Raw genomic sequence first — 19,139 nt, forward strand, 5'->3', positions numbered from 1 at the left:
CATGAGCAAGGAATTCGAGATCGCCCGCGAGTTCGAGGTCGATGTACCGCCGGAGCGGGTGTGGGCGGCGATCACCACCGGGACCGGGGGCTATCTGTGGCCGATGGAGCCGCCCGAGCCGCGGGAGGGCGGGCGGGGACCGTTCGGCTCGACCGTCGTCGTCTGGGAGCCGCCCCACCGCTACGTCAACCGCAGCGAGGACGTGGGCATGCCCACGCAGTCGCTCAACCAGCTCGACCACACCATCGAGCCCCGCGACGAGGGCCGCCACGCCTTCGTGCGCTACGTCCACAGCGGGATCTTCACCGACGACTGGGACACCCAGTACGACGGCGCGAACAAGCACACCGACTTCTATCTGCACACCCTGCGCGAGTATCTGACGCACTTCGCACCGGCCCCGGTCGCCTTCGCGCAGGCGACCGGGCCCGCCTCCTCGGCCGTGCCGGAGGCGCTCGCCGCCGCGGCCCGCGCGCTCGGACTGCCGGACGACGCGGCCGCGGGGACGAAGGTGAGCGTCCGCGGACCCGGCGGGCGGGCCCTGGACGCCGTACTCGACTACCGCGTACCGGAGTTCATCGGACTGCGCACCGAGAGCGCCCTCGTCCGCTTCTTCGGCCGGGGCCGCTGGGGCGCGCCGCTCGGCATCAGCGTGCACGACTTCGCGCCGGGCGCCGCTGCCGAGACGGACGCGGCCGCCTGGCAGGACTGGCTGAACGGGGTGTTCAGCCAGTCCTGAACCCCTGGTGGATCAGGGGCGGAAGCGCAGCACCTGCGGGTCGTGGTCGCTGATCTGGTCGTTGAACTCCGAGTTGATGTGCACGCTGTCGTACTGGAACGAGTCGCGGCGCACCGCCGGGCTGATCAGGATCTGGTCCAGGACCTGCGAGTTGCCCTCGTAGTCGTAGGTGTAACGCTCGCTCCTGGGCAGCGACTTGATCGCCGACCACAGCTCGCCGTGGCCTTCGAGGATCTTCGCGGTGCCGGAGAACTCGAAGTCGTTCATGTCGCCGAGGGCGAGCACGTTCGCGTTCTTCTGCGCCTTCAGGATGTCCTTGACGAACGCGTTGACCTCCTGCGCCTGGGCGTGGCGCTGGGTCTCCGAGCTGCGCGTGACCGGCTGGTACTGCGCGGTCAGGCTCTGGTCGCCGCCCTTGGAGATCAGGTGGTTGGCGATCACGAAGACGGTCTTGCCCTGGAAGACGAACTGGCCGACGAGCGGCTTGCGGCTGTCCTCCCAGGCGGCGCTGGCCGGGTCGATCCGGCCCGGGGACGCGGTCAGCTGGGCCTTGCCGTGCTCCTTGACGACACCCACCGCGGTGGTGGAGTCGCCGCCCGCGCGGTCCACGAAGGACACCCGCTCGGGGTTGAACAGGAACACCTGGCGGATGTTGCCGCCCGGCTCGCCGCCGTCCTTGTCGTTGACCGGGTCGATGGAACGCCAGTCGTACTTCGGGCCGCCCGCCGCGACGATCGCGTCGATCAGCTTGTTCACCGTGACGCTCGCGTCGACCGTGCCGTCGTCCGTGGCACCGTTGTTGTCCTGGATCTCCTCCAGGGACACGATGTCGGGGGACTGGAGGTTGTTCACGATCGCGGCGGCGTGCTGGTCGAACGTCTTGTCCGACGGGTCGAGGTTCTCGACGTTGTACGTCGCGACCGCGAGCTGCTTGCCGGTCTGCTTCTTCGTGGTCTCGCGCTGGAGGCCACCGCTCTTGAGCGTCCCGAGCTGGCCGGCGACCAGGGTGTAGCCGCCGTACTGGTTGAAGTCCATCGGGCCGGTGGTGGTGCCGGTCAGCGTGTCGCCGACGTTCGCCTTCGGGAAGTCGGCGGTGGCGCCCAGCGACTGGATCTGGAGGCGGCCGGTGTTCTGCGAGTCGTAGGACCCGTAGACCGTGCCGCCGCGGCTGTCGCGGTGCTCGTGCGGCTTCACCGTGACCCACAGCTCGGCGTACGGGTCGGTGGCGGTGACCACGTGGGCGTTCTTGACCTGGACGTTCATGCCCTCAAGGGACTCGTAGTAGTCCAGGGCGTACTTCTTGGGCTGGAGCGGCAGGTTGTTGATCGAACCGCCGTTCGCGGTGTCGCCCTGCGGCGTGTACCGGCTCGGCACCGACTTCGCGTCGATGACGACCGGCGCCGGGACGGCGTTGCCGGTGGAGACGGTGGTGATCGTGGGCTTGGTGATCTCCGTGACGGACTGCTCACCGGAGGCGACGCCGCCCGGGACGTACTCGGAGACCGTGCCGGTCACCGTCACCGAGTCGCCGACCGCGACCTTCGGCGTGGAGCTGGTGTAGACGAATATGCCCTCGCTGGTGGCGGGGTTGTCGTCGGGCGTCGTGTCCTGGAGCCAGAAGCCCTTGGACGAGCCGTAGGTGCGCGTGGCGGTGACGATGCCCGGCACGTCCGTCACCTTCTGCCCGGCGTACGGCGACAGGCGGGTGGTGCCCTGGATGTCGTGGATGCGCACCGCGTCGGCGTGCGCGGGGGAGGTGAGGACGACGGCCGACGCGGCGGAGCAAACAGCGGCGACGGTGAGCGCGGCGAGACGCGCGGTGGACCTGCTCGGCAAGGGATCCCTCCGGGGATGTTACGGGGCGCCGGGACGAGGTGGATCGGGAGCGTGTGGGGGCCGTTGCCCTCCGTGACACGCATAGAGCCGAGTGAACGGTCGTTCCCCGACTTCTACGCGCGTCAATCTCCAGCCTGCGCCCGGGACTTGTCAAGGTTTCGGCCATGTACTGGGGTTGACGAGGAGATGAACCGGGCGGCATGGGCCCAAATCCGTCTAGGCTGAGGGGCTGAGCACGTTTCACGGTCCGAGGAGATCCAGCCGATGTCAGACAGCTCCCCCCTGCCGCCCGTACGGCTGCACTCCGAAGCGGAGCTGGCGCGCGCCGCACTGTCCACGCCCCTGCTCGCGCGAGCGGCCCGGCTCGCCCGCTGGGCCGGCCCCGACACCCGGGTGGACGCGGGCGGGAGCCTGGTCGAGGAGCAGCTGCCCGGCGCCGCCGACCAGCTCGGACTGACCGGCGACGACGCGGCCGCCTACGCCGCCGAGGCCTGGCGGGTCGCGCTGGACTCCGGACTGGTCGAGATCGCCGACGAGGACCGCGGGACGGTCCGCACCGGCGAGGCGCTGGCCCTGCTCACCGGTTCCCCGCAGGAGGTGCTCACGGTGTGGCTCGCCGCGCTGGAGACCGTGCTGGCGGACGCGAGCGTGCCCGATCTGGACGATCTGGTGGACGCGCTGGACGAGGGCGGGGAGATCGATTTCGCGTCACTCGACTGGGACCCCGAGGCCGAGGCCGATTTCCTCGACGGTGTGCTCGGCAACCTGTACCTCCTGACGGTGAGTGAGGACGGCGCCGGGGACGGGCCGGTCCCGCTGCCGGCCCTCGCCGCGTCGATGATCGTGCCGGACGACATGGGCGAGCCCACCGACGACGTCCTGGAGCAGGTGTCCGACGCGATGATGCGCCTGGACGACCAGTTCCGGACGCTGGAGCCGGTCGGCCTGGTCGAGTACCGGCCGGTGGACGAGGCGTTGATGGCCGACGCCGACGAGGAACTCGCCGCGCCGGTGGACGAGGCCGATGTCTCCCGCTACGGCATGGTGCGGTTGACCCCGCTCGGCGCGTACGGGCTGCGGGCGCGGCTGGTGGAGGCCGGTTTCGAGGCGCCGGTGGTCGGCGAACTCGCCGACAAGGGGGCGGACGTACTGCTCGACGGCACCGCCGCGTTCGGCCCCTCGGCCGCTCTCGCGGAGACCGAGCTGTGGCTGAACCGGCACGAACCGCTCTCCGGCGCACGGGAGTTGCTGGCCGCGGCCCGGGGCGCCGACGCCGGGGGGCCGCTGCGCCGGCTGCGCTGCCAGCAGGCGCTGTCCCTGGTCGGCGGGGAGGCCGAGCCCGCGCTGCGGGAGGTCCTGGACGACCCCGAACTCGGCGGTCTCGCCCGGGTGTGGCTCAGTGAGCATGGCGCCGCCGAGGTGCCCGCGCCCTCCCAGGACCTGGTGTTCTGGCTGACCATCGACACCGTCGCCGCCCAACTGGCCGCCGAGGGCAACAGCGAGGAGCTCCAGGCCCTGGTGGAGGGGCTCGCGGAGCAGCACAGCGGGTTCTTCGCGGCCGCGTGGCGGGTGGAGCACCCGGCGACGGCCGATGTGCTGGAGGCGATGGGCCGGCTGCACCCGGACAAGAAGGTGGCCAAGGAGGCCCGCAAGGCCGCGTTCAAGGCGCGGTCGCAGCAAGGGGGTTGAGCGGTCCGGCGGGGGGTGTCGGAGTGGCACCGGCCCGCCGTGACGCTTGGTCCGCTCTTGGGGTGGCGCATACGGTTTCTTGAACAAGGGTGTCCCTGGTGGCCCCTTGTTCAACTCCCGTTCAGGCGCCGCCGGGAGCGTGTGCGCCGAACGAGGACCGCCGCCCTCCACGGCACACCCATCCGTCACAGGAGACACCATGTCGCTCACTCGCAGGGACTTCGCCAGAACCTCCGCGATCACCGGTGCCGGGATCGCCCTGGCGGGCAGCGCCGGCGTGCTCGCCACCGCGCCGAACGCCCTCGCGTCCACGGAGACCGACACCGCGCACGGGGACGCCGCGGCGGCCCACGGTCAGGGGCACGGCCAGGGGCACGGTCACGGCCACGGCCTGCCCGGCGTCGGCTACGGCCCCCTGAAGTCCGACCCCAAGGGCATCCTCGCCCTGCCCGCGGGCTTCAGCTACCAGATCATCACCTACAGCGGCAGGACCCGCCTGGAGTCGGGCGAGTTCACGCCGTCCAACCACGACGGGACCTCCACCTTCGAGGGCCCCCGGGGCACCACCCTGCTCGTCAACAACCACGAGCTGGCGGGCCCGCGCGCCAACTGGACGTATCCGGTGCCGCTCACCGAGGGACTGGTGTACGACCCCGCCGCGGCCGGTGGCTGCACCGTGGTCGAGGTGCGCCGCGACAAGGTCGCCGAGTGGGTCGGCATCGCCGGCACCGCCACCAACTGCGCGGGCGGCAGCACCCCGTGGGGCACCTGGCTGACCTGCGAGGAGACCGAGGACAAGGCCGGTCAGAACGGCATGACCAAGGACCACGGCTACGTCTTCGAGGTGGACCCGGTCGACCACCGGGCCAACCGCGCCCCCAAGCCGATCAAGGCGCTGGGCCGGTACGCCCACGAGGCCGTCGTGGTCGACCCCAAGCGCGGTCACCTCTTCCTCACCGAGGACGCCGCGGGCCCCAACGGCCTGCTCTACCGCTGGACCCCGCCGGCCGGTTTCCGCCACGGCCGCGGCAGGCTGCGCACCCTCGCCGCCGACGCGGGCGTCCTCCAGGCCTTCAAGTGCTTCGACTCCGGCGGCCGGTTCGTGGACGACCTCTCCCGCGCCACCGGGACCGGCACGGTCTACGGCGTCGACTGGGTGGACGTGCCCGACCGCGACGCCCGGCAGGTCTCCACGCGCAAGCAGTTCGGCGAGGGCCAGGTCACCCGCGCCCGCAAGCTGGAGGGCATGTGGTGGGGTGACGGCGGCGTCTACATCGTCTCCTCCTTCGCCCGCGCGGAGAGCCCGGTCCAGCACGACGGCCAGGTCTGGTTCTACGACCCCCGGCGCCGGACCCTCACCCTCAAGGTGCTGCTCGGCGTGAACCCGGACCCGGGCAAGGACGGCGCGTTCGACGGCCCGGACAACATCACCGTCTCGCCGTACGGCGGTCTGGTCATCGCCGAGGACGGCGAGGGCGTCCAGCATCTGTTCGGGGCCACCGACAGCGGCCGCACCTACCCGATCGCGCGCAACGAACTGAACATCGGCACCGCGGCGAAGCCGGAGTACAGCGAGTTCACCGGCGTCACCTTCTCGCCCGACGGGCGGACCCTGTACGCCAACATCCAGACCCCGGGCATCATGGTCGCCATCACCGGACCCTGGAAGCGGCAGAAGAAGTAACGGCCACCGAAGGGGGGCGCGGTCCCCGCGCCCCCCTTCGCTCAGAGAGCCTTCGCCGCCGGATCCACCATGTTGCGGACCGTCCGCGCCTTCACGAAGTCGCCGATCGCGGTCATCTCCCACTCGCCGGAGAACTGGCGGATCAGCTTGGCCATCAGCACACCGGTCTGGGGTTCGGCCTGGGTGAGGTCGAAGCGGACCAGTTCCTCGTCCGTCGCGGCGTCCACGAGGCGGCAGTACGCCTTGGCGACATCCGTGAACTTCTGGCCGGAGAAGGAGTTGACGGTGAAGACGAGACCGGTGACCTCCTGGGGGATGCGGCCGAGGTCGACCACGATCACCTCGTCGTCGCCCGCGCCCTCGCCCGTGAGGTTGTCGCCGGAGTGCTTGACCGCGCCCTTGAGGATCGTGAGCTTGCCGAAGTAGCAGCTGTCGACGTGGTTGCGCTGCGGGCCGTAGGCGATGACGGAGGCGTCGAGGTCGATGTCGGCGCCCCGGAACGCCGGTTCCCAGCCGAGGCCCATCCGCACCTGGGAGAGCAGCGGCCGGCCGCCCTTGACCAGCGACACCGTCTGGTTCTTCTGGAGGCTGACCCGGCCCTTGTCCAGGTTGATCTTCCCCGCGCCCGGGGCCGGGGCCGGGGGAGCGGCCGGCGGGGCGGCGGGCATCGGCGGCGCCACCGAGGGCGCCGCCGGGGGTGCCGTCGGCTGAGGGGGAGCCGCCGGAGCCGCCGCCGGTTCCTCCACCGTCACACCGAAGTCCGTCGCGATGCCCGCGAGTCCGTTCGCATACCCCTGGCCGACCGCGCGGACCTTCCACTGACCGCCGCGGCGGTAGATCTCCACCACCACGAGCGCGGTCTCGGTGCCCAGCTGCGGCGGTGTGAACGTGGCCAGCACCGCACCGCCGTCCGCGTCCCGGACGGTGGCGGTCGGCTCGATGCCCTGGAAGGTCTGCCCGGCCGCGTCCGGGCTGGCCGTGACCACGATCTTCTCGATGTCCGGCGGCACCGCCGCGGTGTCGACCGTGATCGCGTCGGGCGCGGCACCGCCGCCGGACCGGTAGGCCACCCCCGGTCCGGACGGCTGGTTGTAGAAGATGAAGTCGTCGTCCGAGCGCACCTTGCCGTCGCCCGTGAGCAGCAGGCCCGAGACGTCCAGCCGCACGGGAGCGGCCACGTCCACCGTGATGCGCGCGGCGGAGAGCGGAACGTTCGAGCCAGGGGTCATAGCTGTCATGTGGGGGGTAACGAACGAAACCGCTTTACCGTTCCCTTACCACCGGCATCACCCGTCACCCCCGCCCCAGCCCTTACGGCACGACGACGATCTTCCGTCCCACCCCCGCCGCGAACTGCTCCAGCGCCTGCGGATACCGCTCCAGCGGGAGCCGGTCGCTGATGAAGACCCCCGGGTCCAGGACGCCGTTCGCGAAGAGTTCCGCCGCCCGCTCATAGCTGTGCAGCACCGCCATCGAACCGGTGATGGTGATCTCCTGGTTGTAGATGCGGTACGGGTCGATCTGCACCCGGGTGGCGTAGTCGGCGACGCCGAACTGGAGGAAGGTGCCCGCCTTCGCCACCCGTCCCAGACCGTCCTGGATGGCCGCCGCGTTGCCCGTCGCGTCCACCACCACGTCCCAGCCGCCCGGCCGGTCGAGCTCGTCCGCGCCGGCCGCCGCGCCCGAGACGCCGAGCAGCCGGGCCGTCTCCAGGCGGGCCGGGTTCAGGTCCACCACGTCCACGCTCGCCGCGCCGGTGCGCTTGGCCAGCTCCAGCATCATCAGGCCCATGGTCCCGGAGCCGTAGATCAGCACATGGGAGCCGAGCCGGGAGCGCAGCACGTCATAGCCGCGCACCGCGCAGGACAGCGGTTCGATCAGGGCCGCGTCCTCGGTGCGCACATGCTCGGGCAGCTTGACGCAGTTGGCGACGGGGGCGACGGCGTACTGTGCCGCCCCGCCCGCTGTAGTCACGCCGATCGCGGCCCAGCGTTCGCACAGGTTGTTGTGGCCGCTGCGGCAGTAGCGGCACTCATAGCAGTACAGGGACGGGTCCACGGCCACCCGGTCGCCGGTCGTGACCTCGGTGACCTGGGCGCCGGTGGCGACCACCGTGCCCGCGAACTCATGGCCCGGCACGATCGGCAGCTTGGGCGCGAACTCGCCCTGGAGGATGTGCAGATCGGTGCCGCACAGCCCGCACGCGGCGACCTCGACGACGACCTCGCGGGGGCCCGGCGCCGGGTCGGGGACCTCGGTGACGACGGCACGGCCCAGTGACTCGATGACGGCGGCCTTCATTTCACGGCTCCCAACGACAGGCCCTGGACCAGCTTGTCCTGGGCGGCGAACCCCGCGGCGAGCACCGGCAGGGAGATGACGAGCGAGGCGGCGCACACCTTGGCCAGGAACAGGCCCTGGCTGGTGATGAAGCCGGTCAGGAAGACGGGCGCGGTCTCGGCGACGACACCGGTGAGCACCCGGGCGAACAGCAGCTCGTTCCAGCTGAAGATGAAGCAGATCAGCGCTGTCGCCGCGATGCCGGGCAGCGCGATGGGGGCGACGACCCGGGCGAGGATCGTCGGCAGCCGGGCCCCGTCCACCCGGGCCGCCTCGATGACCGCGACCGGCACCTCGGCGAGGAAGGACTGCATCATCCACACCGCGATCGGCAGGTTCATCGCGGTGTAGAGGACGACCAGCAGCCAGATGTCGTCGAGGGTCCCGGTGTGCTTGGCGAACAGATAGATCGGCAGCAGTCCCGCGACGGCCGGGAGCATCTTCGTGGACAGGAAGAAGAACAGCACGTCCGTCCATTTGCGCACCGGCCGGATCGACAGCGCGTAGGCGGCGGGGAGGGCGAGCAGCAGGACGAAGAGCGTGGAGACCACCGATGCCACCGCCGAGTTGATCAGCGCGGGCCAGGGGCTCGCCCCGCCGCCGACGCCGAAGAACTCGCGGTAGCCGTCCAGGGTGAGGGCGGCGCCGAAGGACGGCGGGTTGGTCGCCGCGTCCTGCTCGGAGTGGAAGGAGGTCAGCGCCATCCAGGCGATGGGCAGGAAGAAGACGATGCCGGCCAGCCAGGCCACGAGGCCCAGGCCGTGACGTCGCAGTGCGGTCATGAGCGGGCCGCCTCCTCACGGAACAGGGACGAGACCACGCGCAGGGCGAAGGTCGCGATGACGAGGGAGCCGATGACGACCAGGACGCCGGCGGCCGAGGCGAGGCCGTTCTCATGGGCCTGGTAGAAGCTCTGGTAGACGGTGTACGGCAGGTTCGCCGTGCCGAGGCCGCCGGAGGTGATGGTGAACACCGCGTCGAAGTTCTGCACGATGTAGATCGAGCCGAGCAGGGCGCCCAGTTCGAGGTAGCGGCGCAGATGGGGCAGGGTGAGATGGCGGAAGATCTGCCAGTCGCCCGCGCCGTCGACCCGGGCCGCCTCGATCTGCTCCCGGTCACGGCTCTGCAGCCCGGCCAGCAGGATCAGCATCATGAACGGCGTCCACTGCCACACCAGGGACGCCTCCACCGCGAGCAGCGGGGTGTTCGAGATCCAGTCCGGCTGCGGGCCGCCGACGTAGTGCAACAGCCCGTTGAGCAGGCCGTACTCGGGGTTGTAGAGCACATGCTTCCAGAGCAGCGCGGCGGCCACCGGCACCACCAGGAAGGGGGCGATCAGCAGGGTGCGGACGACGCCCCGGCCGCGGAAGCGGCGGTCCAGGAGCAGGGCGAGGAGCAGCCCGAGCACCAGGCTGGCCAGCACCACCGCCACGGTGAGCAGGATCGTCGTCCATACCGAGTGGCGCAGGTCCGTATCGGTGAGCACCTGGCGGTAGTTGGCGAGGCCGGTGAAGCGGCGGGCCTTGGGGTAGAGGGCGTTCCAGTCGAAGAACGAGATCACCAGCGTGGCCACGAAGGGCAGTTGGGTGACCGCGATCATGAAGACGAGGGCGGGCAGCAGTGGGGCCCGGGTGGCCCAGGCGCGCAGCCGGGCCGGGGGCCGTTTCAGTGGCCGGGCGGAGGCGGCCGGGTACGGGGCCGTGGTGGTGGCGGTCATCGTCCCTCGTACTCCTTGGAGATCTTCTCGGCGAGCTGCTGGGACTTCTTCAGGGCCGCGTCGACGGACTGGCGTCCGGCGATGGCCGCGCTGATCTCCTGGGAGACCCTGGTACCGAGATCGGTGAACTCGGGGATGTCGACGAACTGGATGCCGGGCGCGGGACGGGGCTGCACGCCGGGGTCGCCGGGGCGGCTGCTCTCGATGGCCTGCCGGGTCATCTCCTGGAAGGCGGCGGCGGATCGCCGGTAGTCGGCGTTGTCGTACGTCGAAGCCCGCTTGCCCGCCGGGACGTTCGGCCAGCCGCTGGTCTTTCCGACCAGCTGTTCGTACTCCTTGCTCGACGCCCAGGAGACGAACTTCCAGGCCTTGTCCGGGTTGTGGGAGGCGTGCTGGATGCCCCAGGCCCAGGTGTAGAGCCAGCCGGAGGAGGCGGTCCGCTCGACGGGGGCGGGAGCGTAGCCGAGCTTGCCCTTGACCGGGGAGCCCTTCGCCTCCAGGGAGCCGGCCGCGGAGGTGGCGTCGTACCACATGGCGACCTTGCCCTGCGTCATGTCGTTCAGGCACTCGGCGAACCCGGACTGCGCGGCGCCGGACTCGCCGTGCGCGCGGACCAGGTCGACATAGAACTTCGTCGCCTTCTCGAAAGCGGGCGAGTCCAGCCGCGCCTTCCAGTCCTTGTCGAACCAGGTGCCGCCGAAGGTGTTCACGACCGTGGTCAGCGGCGCCGCCATCTCGCCCCAGCCGGGCAGCCCGCGCAGGCAGATGCCCCGCATGCCGGGCCGCGCGCCGTCCACCTTCGCGGCGAGGTCGGCCACCTGCTGCCAGGTGGGGTGGGCGGGCATGGTCAGGCCCTTCGCCGCGAACACGTCCTTGCGGTACATCAGGAAGGACGACTCGCCGTAGAAGGGCTGCCCGTAGAGCTTGCCGTCGTCGCCGGTGAGGGACGCGCGCATCGGAGCCAGTACGTCCTTCTCGTCGTACGACGGGTCCTTCGCGACGTAGCCGTCCATCGGGCGCAGCCAGCCGTTGCGGGCGTAGATCGGGATCTCGTAGTTGGAGAGGGTGGCGACGTCGTACTGGCCCGCCTGGTTGGCGAAGTCCTGGCTGATCTTGTCGCGGACGTCGTTCTCCGGCAGCACGGTGAAGTTCACCTTGATGCCGGTCTCCTTGGTGAAATGCGTGGCGGTGAGCTTCTGGAGCTCCACCATCTGGGGGTTGTTGACCATCAGTACGTTGATCGAGTCGCCGCCGGATCCGGCTCCGCCCGCCCCGACCCAGCAGCCGGACAGCAGGGGGGTGAGCAGCGTCCCTGCGGCGGCCAGGACGAGCAGGGCTCGTGGCCTCCGTCGGCTCGGGGTGCGCATGGATCACTCCTGGATGTATGGGGATATAAGGGGTGTTCAGTGGGTGGGGAGCGCCCACGGGGGACGGGAAACGGGCATCTCAGACCCGGATGACCTGCGGGCCCAGCAGGGCGTAGCGATGGGCCTCGGCCGCCGGGAGCAGGGTGCTGGTCACGATCGCCTCCAGTGCGCCGACGTCCGCGAACCGGCAGAAGCTCGCCGCGCCGAACTTGGTGTGCACGCCCGCGAACACGGTGCGCCGTGCCGCCCGCATCGCCTGCGCCTTGACCTCGCCGACCGCCGGATCGGGCGTGGTCAGGCCGTGTTCGCGGGAGATGCCGTTGGCGCCGACATAGGCGAGGTCGAGGACGAAGCCGGACAGCATCGTGGTCGTCCAGTGGTCGACGGTGGCCAGCGTGCCGGCCCGTACCCGGCCGCCGAGGAGCAGCACCTGGACGTGGTCCGCCCCGGCGAGGGCGCCCGCGACCGGCAGGGACGCGGTGACCACGGTCAGCGGCCGGTCCCTCGGCAGGGCCTCGGCGATGAGCTGCGGGGTGAAGCCCTCGTCGACGAAGACGGTCTCGGCGTCGCCCAGCAATTCGGCCGCTGCGGCGGCGATCCGGCGCTTCTCGGGCACCTGGCTGGTGGCCCGGAAGGCCAGCGTGGTCTCGAACCCGGCGCTCTCCACCGGGTAGGCCCCGCCATGGGTGCGGCGGATCAGCCCGTGGTCCTCCAGAGCGCGCAGATCACGCCGGACGGTCTCCTTGGCCACGCCCAGTGAGGCGGCGAGCGCGGTGACATCGACCGCGCCGGTGGCGCGCGCGGCCCGCACGATCTCGCGCCGGCGTTCCTCCGCCGTTCCGGTCATCTCCTCACCCTCCTCCCGCGGAACTGCCCGTTCGGGCCCATGGGGGAAGTTGTACCGCCGGTCCGCCGCCCTGACCAGGCTTGTTGCCCGCCCGATGCTGCCCGCTTGAGCCCGTTTGCCGGGCGCGCTGCCCGCAGCGGACCTGCGTGGCGGCGCGGGCCGGTGGGGAAACGGGCGGCCCGCATGCCCGGATGCGGGGCCGGAGAGGCCCGTTCGGCGCCCGTCCGCCCGTTTCCGGGCGGCGCGGTGGGGTCCGGTGTGGCGCAAAGCGGCGTGGTGTGGCCCGGCACGGCTCGCGAGGCGTCCGATGTTGACCGCCTCGCACGGCCCCCTTAGCGTGAGCCCGTTCATGAATATGGACGATGGTCAGAGGAATGTACGTCGAGGAGTCCGCGTGAAGGCCGCCGCGTTCGTCTACCCCTGGGACGTCAACGGGGACCCCGACGCCCCCGCCCGCATCGCCGGGCTCGGCGTCGAGCAGGTGACCCTCGCCGCCGCCTACCACTCCACCCGCGCCCTGACCCCGCGCCATCCCCGCCACCGCATCGTCACCGCCGAACACGCGGCCGTCCTCTATCCGCCGGGCGAGCACTGGAGGGGCCGCACCCCGCGCCCGTACCCCGCGGGACGCTGGGCCCCCGGCGACGCCCACGGCGAGGCGGCCCGGGCGCTCGCCGGCGCCGGTCTCGCGGTGCACACCTGGGTGGTCCTCGCGCACAACTCCCGCCTGGGCGCGGAACATCCGGACACCTCCGTCGTCAACGCCTACGGCGACCGCTACCCCTGGGCGCCCTGCATCGCCCAGGAGGCCACCCGCGCCTACCTCGTCGACCTCGCCGCCGAGGCCGCCGTACGCCCCGGCGCCCAGGGCACCGAGCTGGAGTCCCTCGGCTGGTACGGACTGCCGCATCTGCACGCCCACGACAAGATCTCCGGTGTGCCCCTGGGCGAGGCCGGGGAGTACCTGATGTCCCTGTGCTTCTGTCCCTCCTGTCGTGCGGGCTACGGCGAACAGGGCGTGGCGGCCGGGGAGTTGGCCGCCGCCGTGCGGGCCGCCCTGGAGCCGCTGTGGCGAGGTGCGGCGGTCGACGGCGGCCTGCCGACGGTGCCGGAACTGCTCGGCGAGCACCGGGCCGCCGCCGTCCGGGCCTGGCGGGACAGGACCGCCCGGAGCCTCCAGGAGGAGGCGGTGGCCGCCGTACGCGCCGCCGCGCCCGCCGGGTTCCAGATCCTGCTGCACGCCGACCCCGTCCCCGAGCACTGCGGCGCGAACGCGGGCGTCGACCCGGCCCACATCCTCTCCGTGGCCGACGGCGTCGTGGTCCCCTGCACCGCGGGCACGGCCCTGCTGGCACCCTTCGCCGCGCACGCGGATGAACGGACCGTGCTGGCCGCCAACTTCACCGTCGTCTCCGGGATGGGCGGCAGCCCCGGCACCCTCGCGGCGGACGCGGCCCGCGCCCGGGCGGCCGGCGCGACCGAACTGCGGCTGTATCACGCCGGGTTGGCATCGGACGGCGATCTCGCGGCGGTGCGCGAGGCGCTGGCGGCGCGCTGAACCAGCGGGACCGCGGTCACCACCATCGCGAGGCCGTAGCAGGGCAGCAGCAGCCCGGGACCCGCCAGTTGGACCAGAGCGGCGCCCGCCGCGAGCCCGATGACGTTCGGCGTGAACATCAGCGTGCTCGCGGTGGCCGAGACCCGGCCGAGCAGCGCGTCCGGGGTCTCCCGCTGCACGGCGGTGAGCGCGGCCGTCAGCACACAGGGCAGACCGAGACCGGACGCCAGCGAGGACGCGAGCGCCACCGGGTCGGACGGGACGGCCCGCGCCATCACCGCGAGTCCGGTCAGGGCTGTGCCCGCCGCCGCGAACCGCCGGGCGCCCAGCCGGCGCAGCGCGGGGCCGGTGAGCAGCCCGACCGTCACCGAGCCCGCGCCCTGGACGGCGTACAGCACGCCCGCGTAGGAGGGGGAGTGGCCGAGGCGGTCGATCACGGCGTACAGCGCGGCACTGGCGAGGGAGGTGAGCAGCAGCGTCGTACCGCCCGCCCGGACCAGCGGGCGCAGGCCGTCATGGCGCCACAGGTACCGGACGCCCTCGGCGGTACGGCGGCGCCAGTCACCGCCGTCCTGGGGCGCCGGACGCTCCTCGCGCACGCGCAGCAGGGCGCACAGTCCGGCCGTGGCGGCGAAACTGGCCGCGTCCAGAGCGGCGACGGCCGGGCCGCCGAAGGCCGCGTACAGCCCGGCGCCGGTGAGCGGCGCGACGAGCTTCATGCCCTCGGTGATCGTCATCCGCAGCCCGTTGAAGTCACCGCGGAGGTCGGCCGGGACGACCGCGGCGACCAGTGCCGACTCCGCCGCGCCGGTGACCGCGTCGGCGGTGCCGTACAGGAACAGGACGGCGAACAGCAGCCACAGCCGGGCCGGGGAGTCGACGGTGAAGAGAGTGAGGAGCAGCGCGGCCAGGGCCAGGTTCACGGTGATGATCAGGGGTTTGCGGCGGACCCGGTCGGCGAGGGTGCCGAGGGCCGGGCCCGCCAGGGTGGGCGCCCACAGGGCGAGCAGGCACAGACCGGCCAGGCTGTCGGACCCGGTGAGGTCCTTCACCCAGATGCCGGACGCCAGCCACAGCGCGGAACTGCCGAAGGCGTTCACCACGAGGCCGGTCAGATACCGGCGCGCATCGCGGTCGCGCAGCACCCGGAGCACGGTCGAAGAGGTCGTCATGCCGAACCATGGTGGCTCTGAGGAGGGCCCGTGCGGATCGGTCGGATTCCCTGTTCGGCGGCGTCTTCGGCCCACTCGTACCGACCCCCGAGGGCGCGTCCCCGCTGGACCGCGCGCTCGGCCTGAGCGGCCGTGACCCGGGGTGGCGGCCGGCCGGGTGAGAGGCCGGGACCGGGTGTCCCACCCCCCCCTGGCGGCGCCCTGAGGGAACCTCCCTTGATGCCCGAATTCCCGCACCGGAACACAGAGTTCCGGTGCGTCGCTCGGACATGGCCGGAAAAAGACGTCCGTATCGATCGGGTAACAGCCCTCGCGGTACCGCTTGTTATGCGCGTAGACAATCCGTGACCTGGTCACTCACTCTAGCCACCAGATCCGGAGAATCCATGCGGAAGTCCCTCAGAGCGGCCGCCGCCGGCGCCGCCTGCGTCGTCGCCGGTGCCGCCCTGTACGGCGCGGGCGCGGCCACCGCCGGTCAGTCGACGGCCAACTCCACCCACGAGCCCTACAACATCGGGCTCCTGACGAAGGACATCGACACCTACTACGGCACCACCGCCGACAGCAACGGCGTCTACCAGGCGTCGCCGACCAGCCCGTACGCCAAGGACCTGGCGCGGATCGACGCGGACGCCAAGAAGTACATCGACCGGGCCGCCCGTACCTCGCGCGCGCACCACCAGAAGCCCGCCGTCATGTTCGACATCGACGACACGGTGCTGCTGAGCCTCGACTACGAGAAGCGCAACAACTACGGCTACAGCTCGGCCACCTGGAACGACTACGTCAACCAGGCCAACCGTCCCGCCGTCTTCGGCAGCCCCGAGCTGATCCGCTACGCCCAGTCCAAGGGCGTCGCGGTCTTCTACAACTCGGGTCTCACCGAGGCGCAGCGCGGTGCCGCGGTCACCAACCTGAAGAGGGTCGGTGCCGACGTCAACCTGGACGCCGCCCACATGTTCCTCAAGGACTCGGCCAACCCGCCGGCCTACCTGAAGGACTGCGCCACCCCGGGCACCTGGACCTGCACGACCGTCCAGTACAAGGCCGGTACCCGCAAGCACATCGAGAAGGACCTCGGCTACAAGATCGTCGCCGACTTCGGCGACCAGTACTCGGACCTGGACGGCGGCTACTCCGGCCGTACGTACAAGCTGCCGAACCCGACGTACTTCGTCGGCTGAGGCCTCCCAAACCTCTGTCCGAGGCCCGGTGGGGCCCTCTGACGCCCGCGCCCCCGCCACCGGCCGCCGCATGGACGGCGCCGTGGCGGGGGCGCGGTGGTCTCGCCGCCTGCTGCCGGTGCGCCTATGTCACTTCTTCAGCGCCGCCGCCATCATGGCCCGCGCCACCGGCGCCGCCAGCCCGTTGCCGCTGACCTCCGAGCGCGCCGCGTCCGACTGCTCGACCATCACCGCGACGGCCACCTCCTTGCCGTTGCTGTCGGACTTGCCGAACGAGGTGAACCAGGCGTACGGCGTCTTGCTGTTGTTCTCGCCGTGCTGCGCGGTACCGGTCTTGCCGCCGACGGTCGCGCCGTCGATCAGCGCGTTGGTGCCGGTGCCGTCCTTGACCACGGTCTCCATGGCGGACTGGAGCTGGGCCGCGGTCCGGGCGCTGATGATCCGCTTGGAGCCGGTGTCGGCGTCGTAGTCGTGCACCACGTCACCGCCGCTGTCCACGGTCCGGGAGACCATGTGCGGCGAGGGCAGCTCACCGCCGTTGGCGATCGCCGCGGACACCATCGCCATCTGGAGCGGGGTCGCGGTGACGTCGTACTGGCCGATGCCGGTCAGCGCGGTCGAGGACTTGTCCATGTCCTTCGGGTAGACGCTGGGGTAGGCGCGCACCGGCACGTCCTGGCGGTCGTCGTTGAAGCCGTACTTCTCCGCCATGGCCCGCACCTTGTCCTGGCCGAGGTCGACGGCCATCTTGGCGAAGACGTTGTTGCAGGAGTACTGGAGTGCCACCCGGATCGGGGCGTTGCGGCACGGCGCCGAGGGGTTCTCGTTGGCCAGGTCCCGCACCGTGCCCGGCAGCCGGTACGGATCGGGGCTGTCGGTGTGCTGGTCGACGTTCTCGTACAGCCCGCTCTCCAGCGCGGCCGAGGCCACGACCAGCTTGAACGTGGAGCCGGGCGGCAGCGGCTGGCGCAGCGCCCGGTTGTTCAGCGGCTTGTCCGGGTCCGCGTTGAGCCGCTTCCAGGCGCCGCCCGCCGTGTTGGCGTCGGTGAGCTGCGAGGGGTCGTACGACGGGGTCGACACCGCGGCCAGGATGCGGCCGGTCTTCGGGTCGATGGCGACGGCCCCGCCCTTCTTGTCGCCGAGCGCGTCATAGGCGGCCTTCTGCACCGCCGGGTCGATGGTGGTGACGACGTCGCCGGGGTCGGCCCGCTCACCGGTGAGGGTGTCCATGATCGTGTTCAGGCCCGGGTCCGTGCCGTTGAGCAGATCCGTGTAGATGCCCTCCAGCTGGGTGGGCGCGTACGCCTGCGAGGCGTAGCCGGTCACCGCCGCGTACAGCTTGCCGTCCTTGTAGGTGCGCTTGTAGGCGAGATCGCCTCCCTTGGTCCGGGCCGAGCCGGTGATGGCGTTTCCGGCCACGATGATGTTCCCGAGCGGCCGCGAGTAGGTCGCGATCGCGTTCCGCCGGTTGTTCGTGTCGTCCGCGAGGGCCTGTCCGTCGTAGAACTGCACCCAGGTCGCCCTCACCAGCAGGGCGATCACGAGCAGCAGTGAGAAGACGGACGCTCGCCTGATCGTCTTGTTCATCCCGTTCATCCCGCACGGAAGACGTTCGGGAAGGGCACGAACGTTCCCGCGCGCCGGGATTTCTCATGTCCTGTTCATCCCGAGCGCCCCCGTTCATCCCCTGCTCATGCGTCGCTCAGGCGTCCAGGACGAGCACGACCTCCTCGATCTCCTCGCCCCGGCCGTTGGCGAAGTCCCGGGCCCGGACGGACTCGCGGAAGCCGCACTTGGCCAGGACCCGCAGCGAGGCGGCGTTGTCGGCCGCCGCCCGCGCATAGAGCGGCCGCTCGGGGACCTCGGCGAGCAGGGCGCGCAGCGCGGCCGTCGCCACGCCCCGGCCCCAGTGGGCGCGGTCGATCCAGTACGTCACCTCGCGCTCGCCGGGCGCCCCGTAGACCGCCGCGCTGCCGGCCACCCGCCCGTCGGCCAGCACCGTGCGCAGCACGTCACCAGAGCCGCGGATCCGTTTGAGACGGGCCTCGAACGCGTCCCGGTCGGTCGGGTCCTGGGGGCCGAACGCGGCCATCCGCAGGGCCACCGGGTCGGTCATCTGCCGGAAGAACAACGGCAGATCCTCGTCGCGGACGGTCCGCAGCGTGATCTCCATGGGGCCCGAGACTACGGCGATACGACCGCCACGACGAGCCGCGCTCAGAGCCTGCGTGTCGCCAGGGTCAGCCGGTCGCGGGCCTCGAACAGCGCGTCCTTGATCGTCTGTTCATGGGCGGGGGTCAGCCGGGCCACCGGCACCGAGCAGCTGACCGCGTCGCGGGCCGGGGTGCGGTACGGCAGTGCCACGCCGAAGCAGCGCAGCCCCACCGTGTTCTCCTCGCCATCGACCGCGAAGCCCCGCTCCCGCACCCGGCGCAGCTCCTCGATCAGCCGCTCCCGGTCGGTGAGGGTGTGCTCGGTGAGCGCGGGCAGCTCCGGCGGCAGCAGCGCCCGTACCTCGTCGTCGGTGTACGTGGCGAGGATCGCCTTGCCGAGGGAGGTGGAGTGGGCCGGCAGGCGGCGCCCGACCCGGGTGAAGGGGCGCAGATAGTGCTGGGACTGGCGGGTGGCGAGGTAGATCACGCTGGTGCCGTCGAGCCGGGCCAGATGGATGGTCTCGGTGGTGTCGTCGGCGAGCCGGTCCAGCGCCGGACGGGCGGCGGCCACCACCTCGTCGCCGTCGATGTACGACGTGCCCACCAGCAGCGCCCGCACCCCGATGCCGTACCGGGTGCCCGTCGCGTCCGTCTCCACCCAGCCCAGCTCCACGAGGGTGCGCAGCAACATGTACAGACTGGACTTGGGGTAGCCGACGGCCTCCTGCACGGCCGCGAGGGAGTGCATGCCGGGACGGCCGGCGAAGCACTCCAGCAGTTCGACCGTCCGTACCGCGGACTTGACCTGCGCCCCGCCCGCGTCGCCTGCCGTCATCGCCCTCGATCCCTTCGT

16 protein-coding genes and 1 pseudogene are annotated in these 19,139 nt (G+C 71.4%); 6 read left to right on the forward strand and 11 right to left on the reverse strand.

The window, feature by feature from the left end; genetic code table 11:
• The first annotated feature begins 1 nt into the window (after position 1).
• A complete protein-coding gene (locus AB0N90_RS09965; RefSeq protein WP_365194532.1) occupies positions 2-739 on the forward strand; it encodes an SRPBCC domain-containing protein in 738 nt (245 codons plus the stop codon).
• Positions 740-751: 12 nt separating this feature from the next.
• Here the strand turns inward: AB0N90_RS09965 and AB0N90_RS09970 are convergent, their stop codons facing one another.
• Positions 752-2,575, reverse strand: a complete 1,824-nt coding sequence (locus AB0N90_RS09970) for an endonuclease/exonuclease/phosphatase family protein (RefSeq protein ID WP_365194535.1) — start codon at positions 2,573-2,575, stop codon at positions 752-754.
• A gap of 264 nt (positions 2,576-2,839) precedes the next feature.
• Between AB0N90_RS09970 and AB0N90_RS09975 the strand changes: the two genes are divergently transcribed.
• Together AB0N90_RS09975 and AB0N90_RS09980 are read left to right on the forward strand one after the other, a co-directional pair.
• Positions 2,840-4,264, forward strand: a complete 1,425-nt coding sequence (locus AB0N90_RS09975) for a hypothetical protein (RefSeq protein ID WP_365194537.1) — start codon at positions 2,840-2,842, stop codon at positions 4,262-4,264.
• A 199-nt stretch (positions 4,265-4,463) separates the two neighbouring features.
• Positions 4,464-5,948, forward strand: coding sequence for an alkaline phosphatase PhoX (locus AB0N90_RS09980; RefSeq protein WP_365194539.1), 1,485 nt, complete (start codon positions 4,464-4,466; stop codon positions 5,946-5,948).
• 41 nt (positions 5,949-5,989) lie between these two features.
• Here AB0N90_RS09980 and AB0N90_RS09985 read toward each other — a convergent pair whose 3' ends face one another.
• From AB0N90_RS09985 to AB0N90_RS10010, 6 genes are all read right to left on the reverse strand, one after another.
• A complete protein-coding gene (locus AB0N90_RS09985) occupies positions 5,990-7,177 on the reverse strand; it encodes a TerD family protein (protein ID WP_365194541.1) in 1,188 nt (395 codons plus the stop codon).
• An 82-nt stretch (positions 7,178-7,259) separates the two neighbouring features.
• The gene (locus AB0N90_RS09990) at positions 7,260-8,249 is read right to left on the reverse strand and encodes a zinc-dependent alcohol dehydrogenase family protein (RefSeq protein ID WP_365194544.1); all 990 of its coding nucleotides are present in this window, start codon (positions 8,247-8,249) and stop codon (positions 7,260-7,262) included.
• The gene (locus AB0N90_RS09995; protein ID WP_037656693.1) at positions 8,246-9,070 is read right to left on the reverse strand and encodes a carbohydrate ABC transporter permease; all 825 of its coding nucleotides are present in this window, start codon (positions 9,068-9,070) and stop codon (positions 8,246-8,248) included. The genes AB0N90_RS09990 and AB0N90_RS09995 overlap by 4 nt, the downstream gene beginning before the upstream one ends.
• Positions 9,067-10,005, reverse strand: coding sequence for a sugar ABC transporter permease (locus tag AB0N90_RS10000; RefSeq protein ID WP_365194546.1), 939 nt, complete (start codon positions 10,003-10,005; stop codon positions 9,067-9,069). Before AB0N90_RS10000 ends, AB0N90_RS09995 begins: the two co-directional genes overlap by 4 nt.
• Positions 10,002-11,372, reverse strand: a complete 1,371-nt coding sequence (locus tag AB0N90_RS10005) for a sugar ABC transporter substrate-binding protein (protein WP_361670602.1) — start codon at positions 11,370-11,372, stop codon at positions 10,002-10,004. The genes AB0N90_RS10000 and AB0N90_RS10005 overlap by 4 nt, the downstream gene beginning before the upstream one ends.
• A gap of 79 nt (positions 11,373-11,451) precedes the next feature.
• Complete coding sequence (locus tag AB0N90_RS10010; protein WP_365194549.1) at positions 11,452-12,219, reverse strand: DeoR/GlpR family DNA-binding transcription regulator; 768 nt, start codon at positions 12,217-12,219, stop codon at positions 11,452-11,454.
• 394 nt (positions 12,220-12,613) lie between these two features.
• Here AB0N90_RS10010 and AB0N90_RS10015 point away from each other — a divergent pair, with 394 nt between their 5' ends.
• Complete coding sequence (locus AB0N90_RS10015) at positions 12,614-13,777, forward strand: hypothetical protein (RefSeq protein WP_365194552.1); 1,164 nt, start codon at positions 12,614-12,616, stop codon at positions 13,775-13,777.
• Here the strand turns inward: AB0N90_RS10015 and AB0N90_RS10020 are convergent.
• Positions 13,714-14,949, reverse strand: coding sequence for an MFS transporter (locus tag AB0N90_RS10020; protein ID WP_365194555.1), 1,236 nt, complete (start codon positions 14,947-14,949; stop codon positions 13,714-13,716). The two genes, AB0N90_RS10015 and AB0N90_RS10020, sit on opposite strands and share 64 nt — an antisense overlap.
• 59 nt (positions 14,950-15,008) lie before the next feature.
• Here AB0N90_RS10020 and AB0N90_RS10025 point away from each other — a divergent pair.
• Positions 15,009-15,110, forward strand: a pseudogene (locus tag AB0N90_RS10025) (TIGR03086 family protein); the annotation flags it as partial.
• Positions 15,111-15,335: 225 nt separating this feature from the next.
• On the forward strand, positions 15,336-16,133 hold the full coding sequence (locus AB0N90_RS10030; protein WP_365194558.1) for an HAD family acid phosphatase: 798 nt from the start codon (positions 15,336-15,338) through the stop codon (positions 16,131-16,133).
• Positions 16,134-16,262: 129 nt separating this feature from the next.
• Here the strand turns inward: AB0N90_RS10030 and AB0N90_RS10035 are convergent, their stop codons facing one another.
• The 3 genes from AB0N90_RS10035 to AB0N90_RS10045 all read right to left on the reverse strand — a co-directional run bounded on the left by AB0N90_RS10035 (position 16,263) and on the right by AB0N90_RS10045 (position 19,121).
• Positions 16,263-17,720: a penicillin-binding transpeptidase domain-containing protein gene (locus tag AB0N90_RS10035; protein WP_365194561.1), complete on the reverse strand. Its 1,458-nt coding sequence runs from the start codon at positions 17,718-17,720 to the stop codon at positions 16,263-16,265.
• 115 nt (positions 17,721-17,835) lie between these two features.
• Positions 17,836-18,306 carry a GNAT family N-acetyltransferase gene (locus tag AB0N90_RS10040; protein WP_365194563.1) on the reverse strand — a complete coding sequence of 157 codons (471 nt, stop codon included), beginning with the start codon at positions 18,304-18,306 and terminating at the stop codon, positions 17,836-17,838.
• Between the two features lie 44 nt (positions 18,307-18,350).
• The gene (locus AB0N90_RS10045; protein WP_365194566.1) at positions 18,351-19,121 is read right to left on the reverse strand and encodes an IclR family transcriptional regulator; all 771 of its coding nucleotides are present in this window, start codon (positions 19,119-19,121) and stop codon (positions 18,351-18,353) included.
• Positions 19,122-19,139: the final 18 nt, after the last annotated feature.

This window comes from Streptomyces sp. NPDC093018 (assembly GCF_040684035.1).
GTDB classification, from domain to species: domain Bacteria; phylum Actinomycetota; class Actinomycetes; order Streptomycetales; family Streptomycetaceae; genus Streptomyces; species Streptomyces murinus.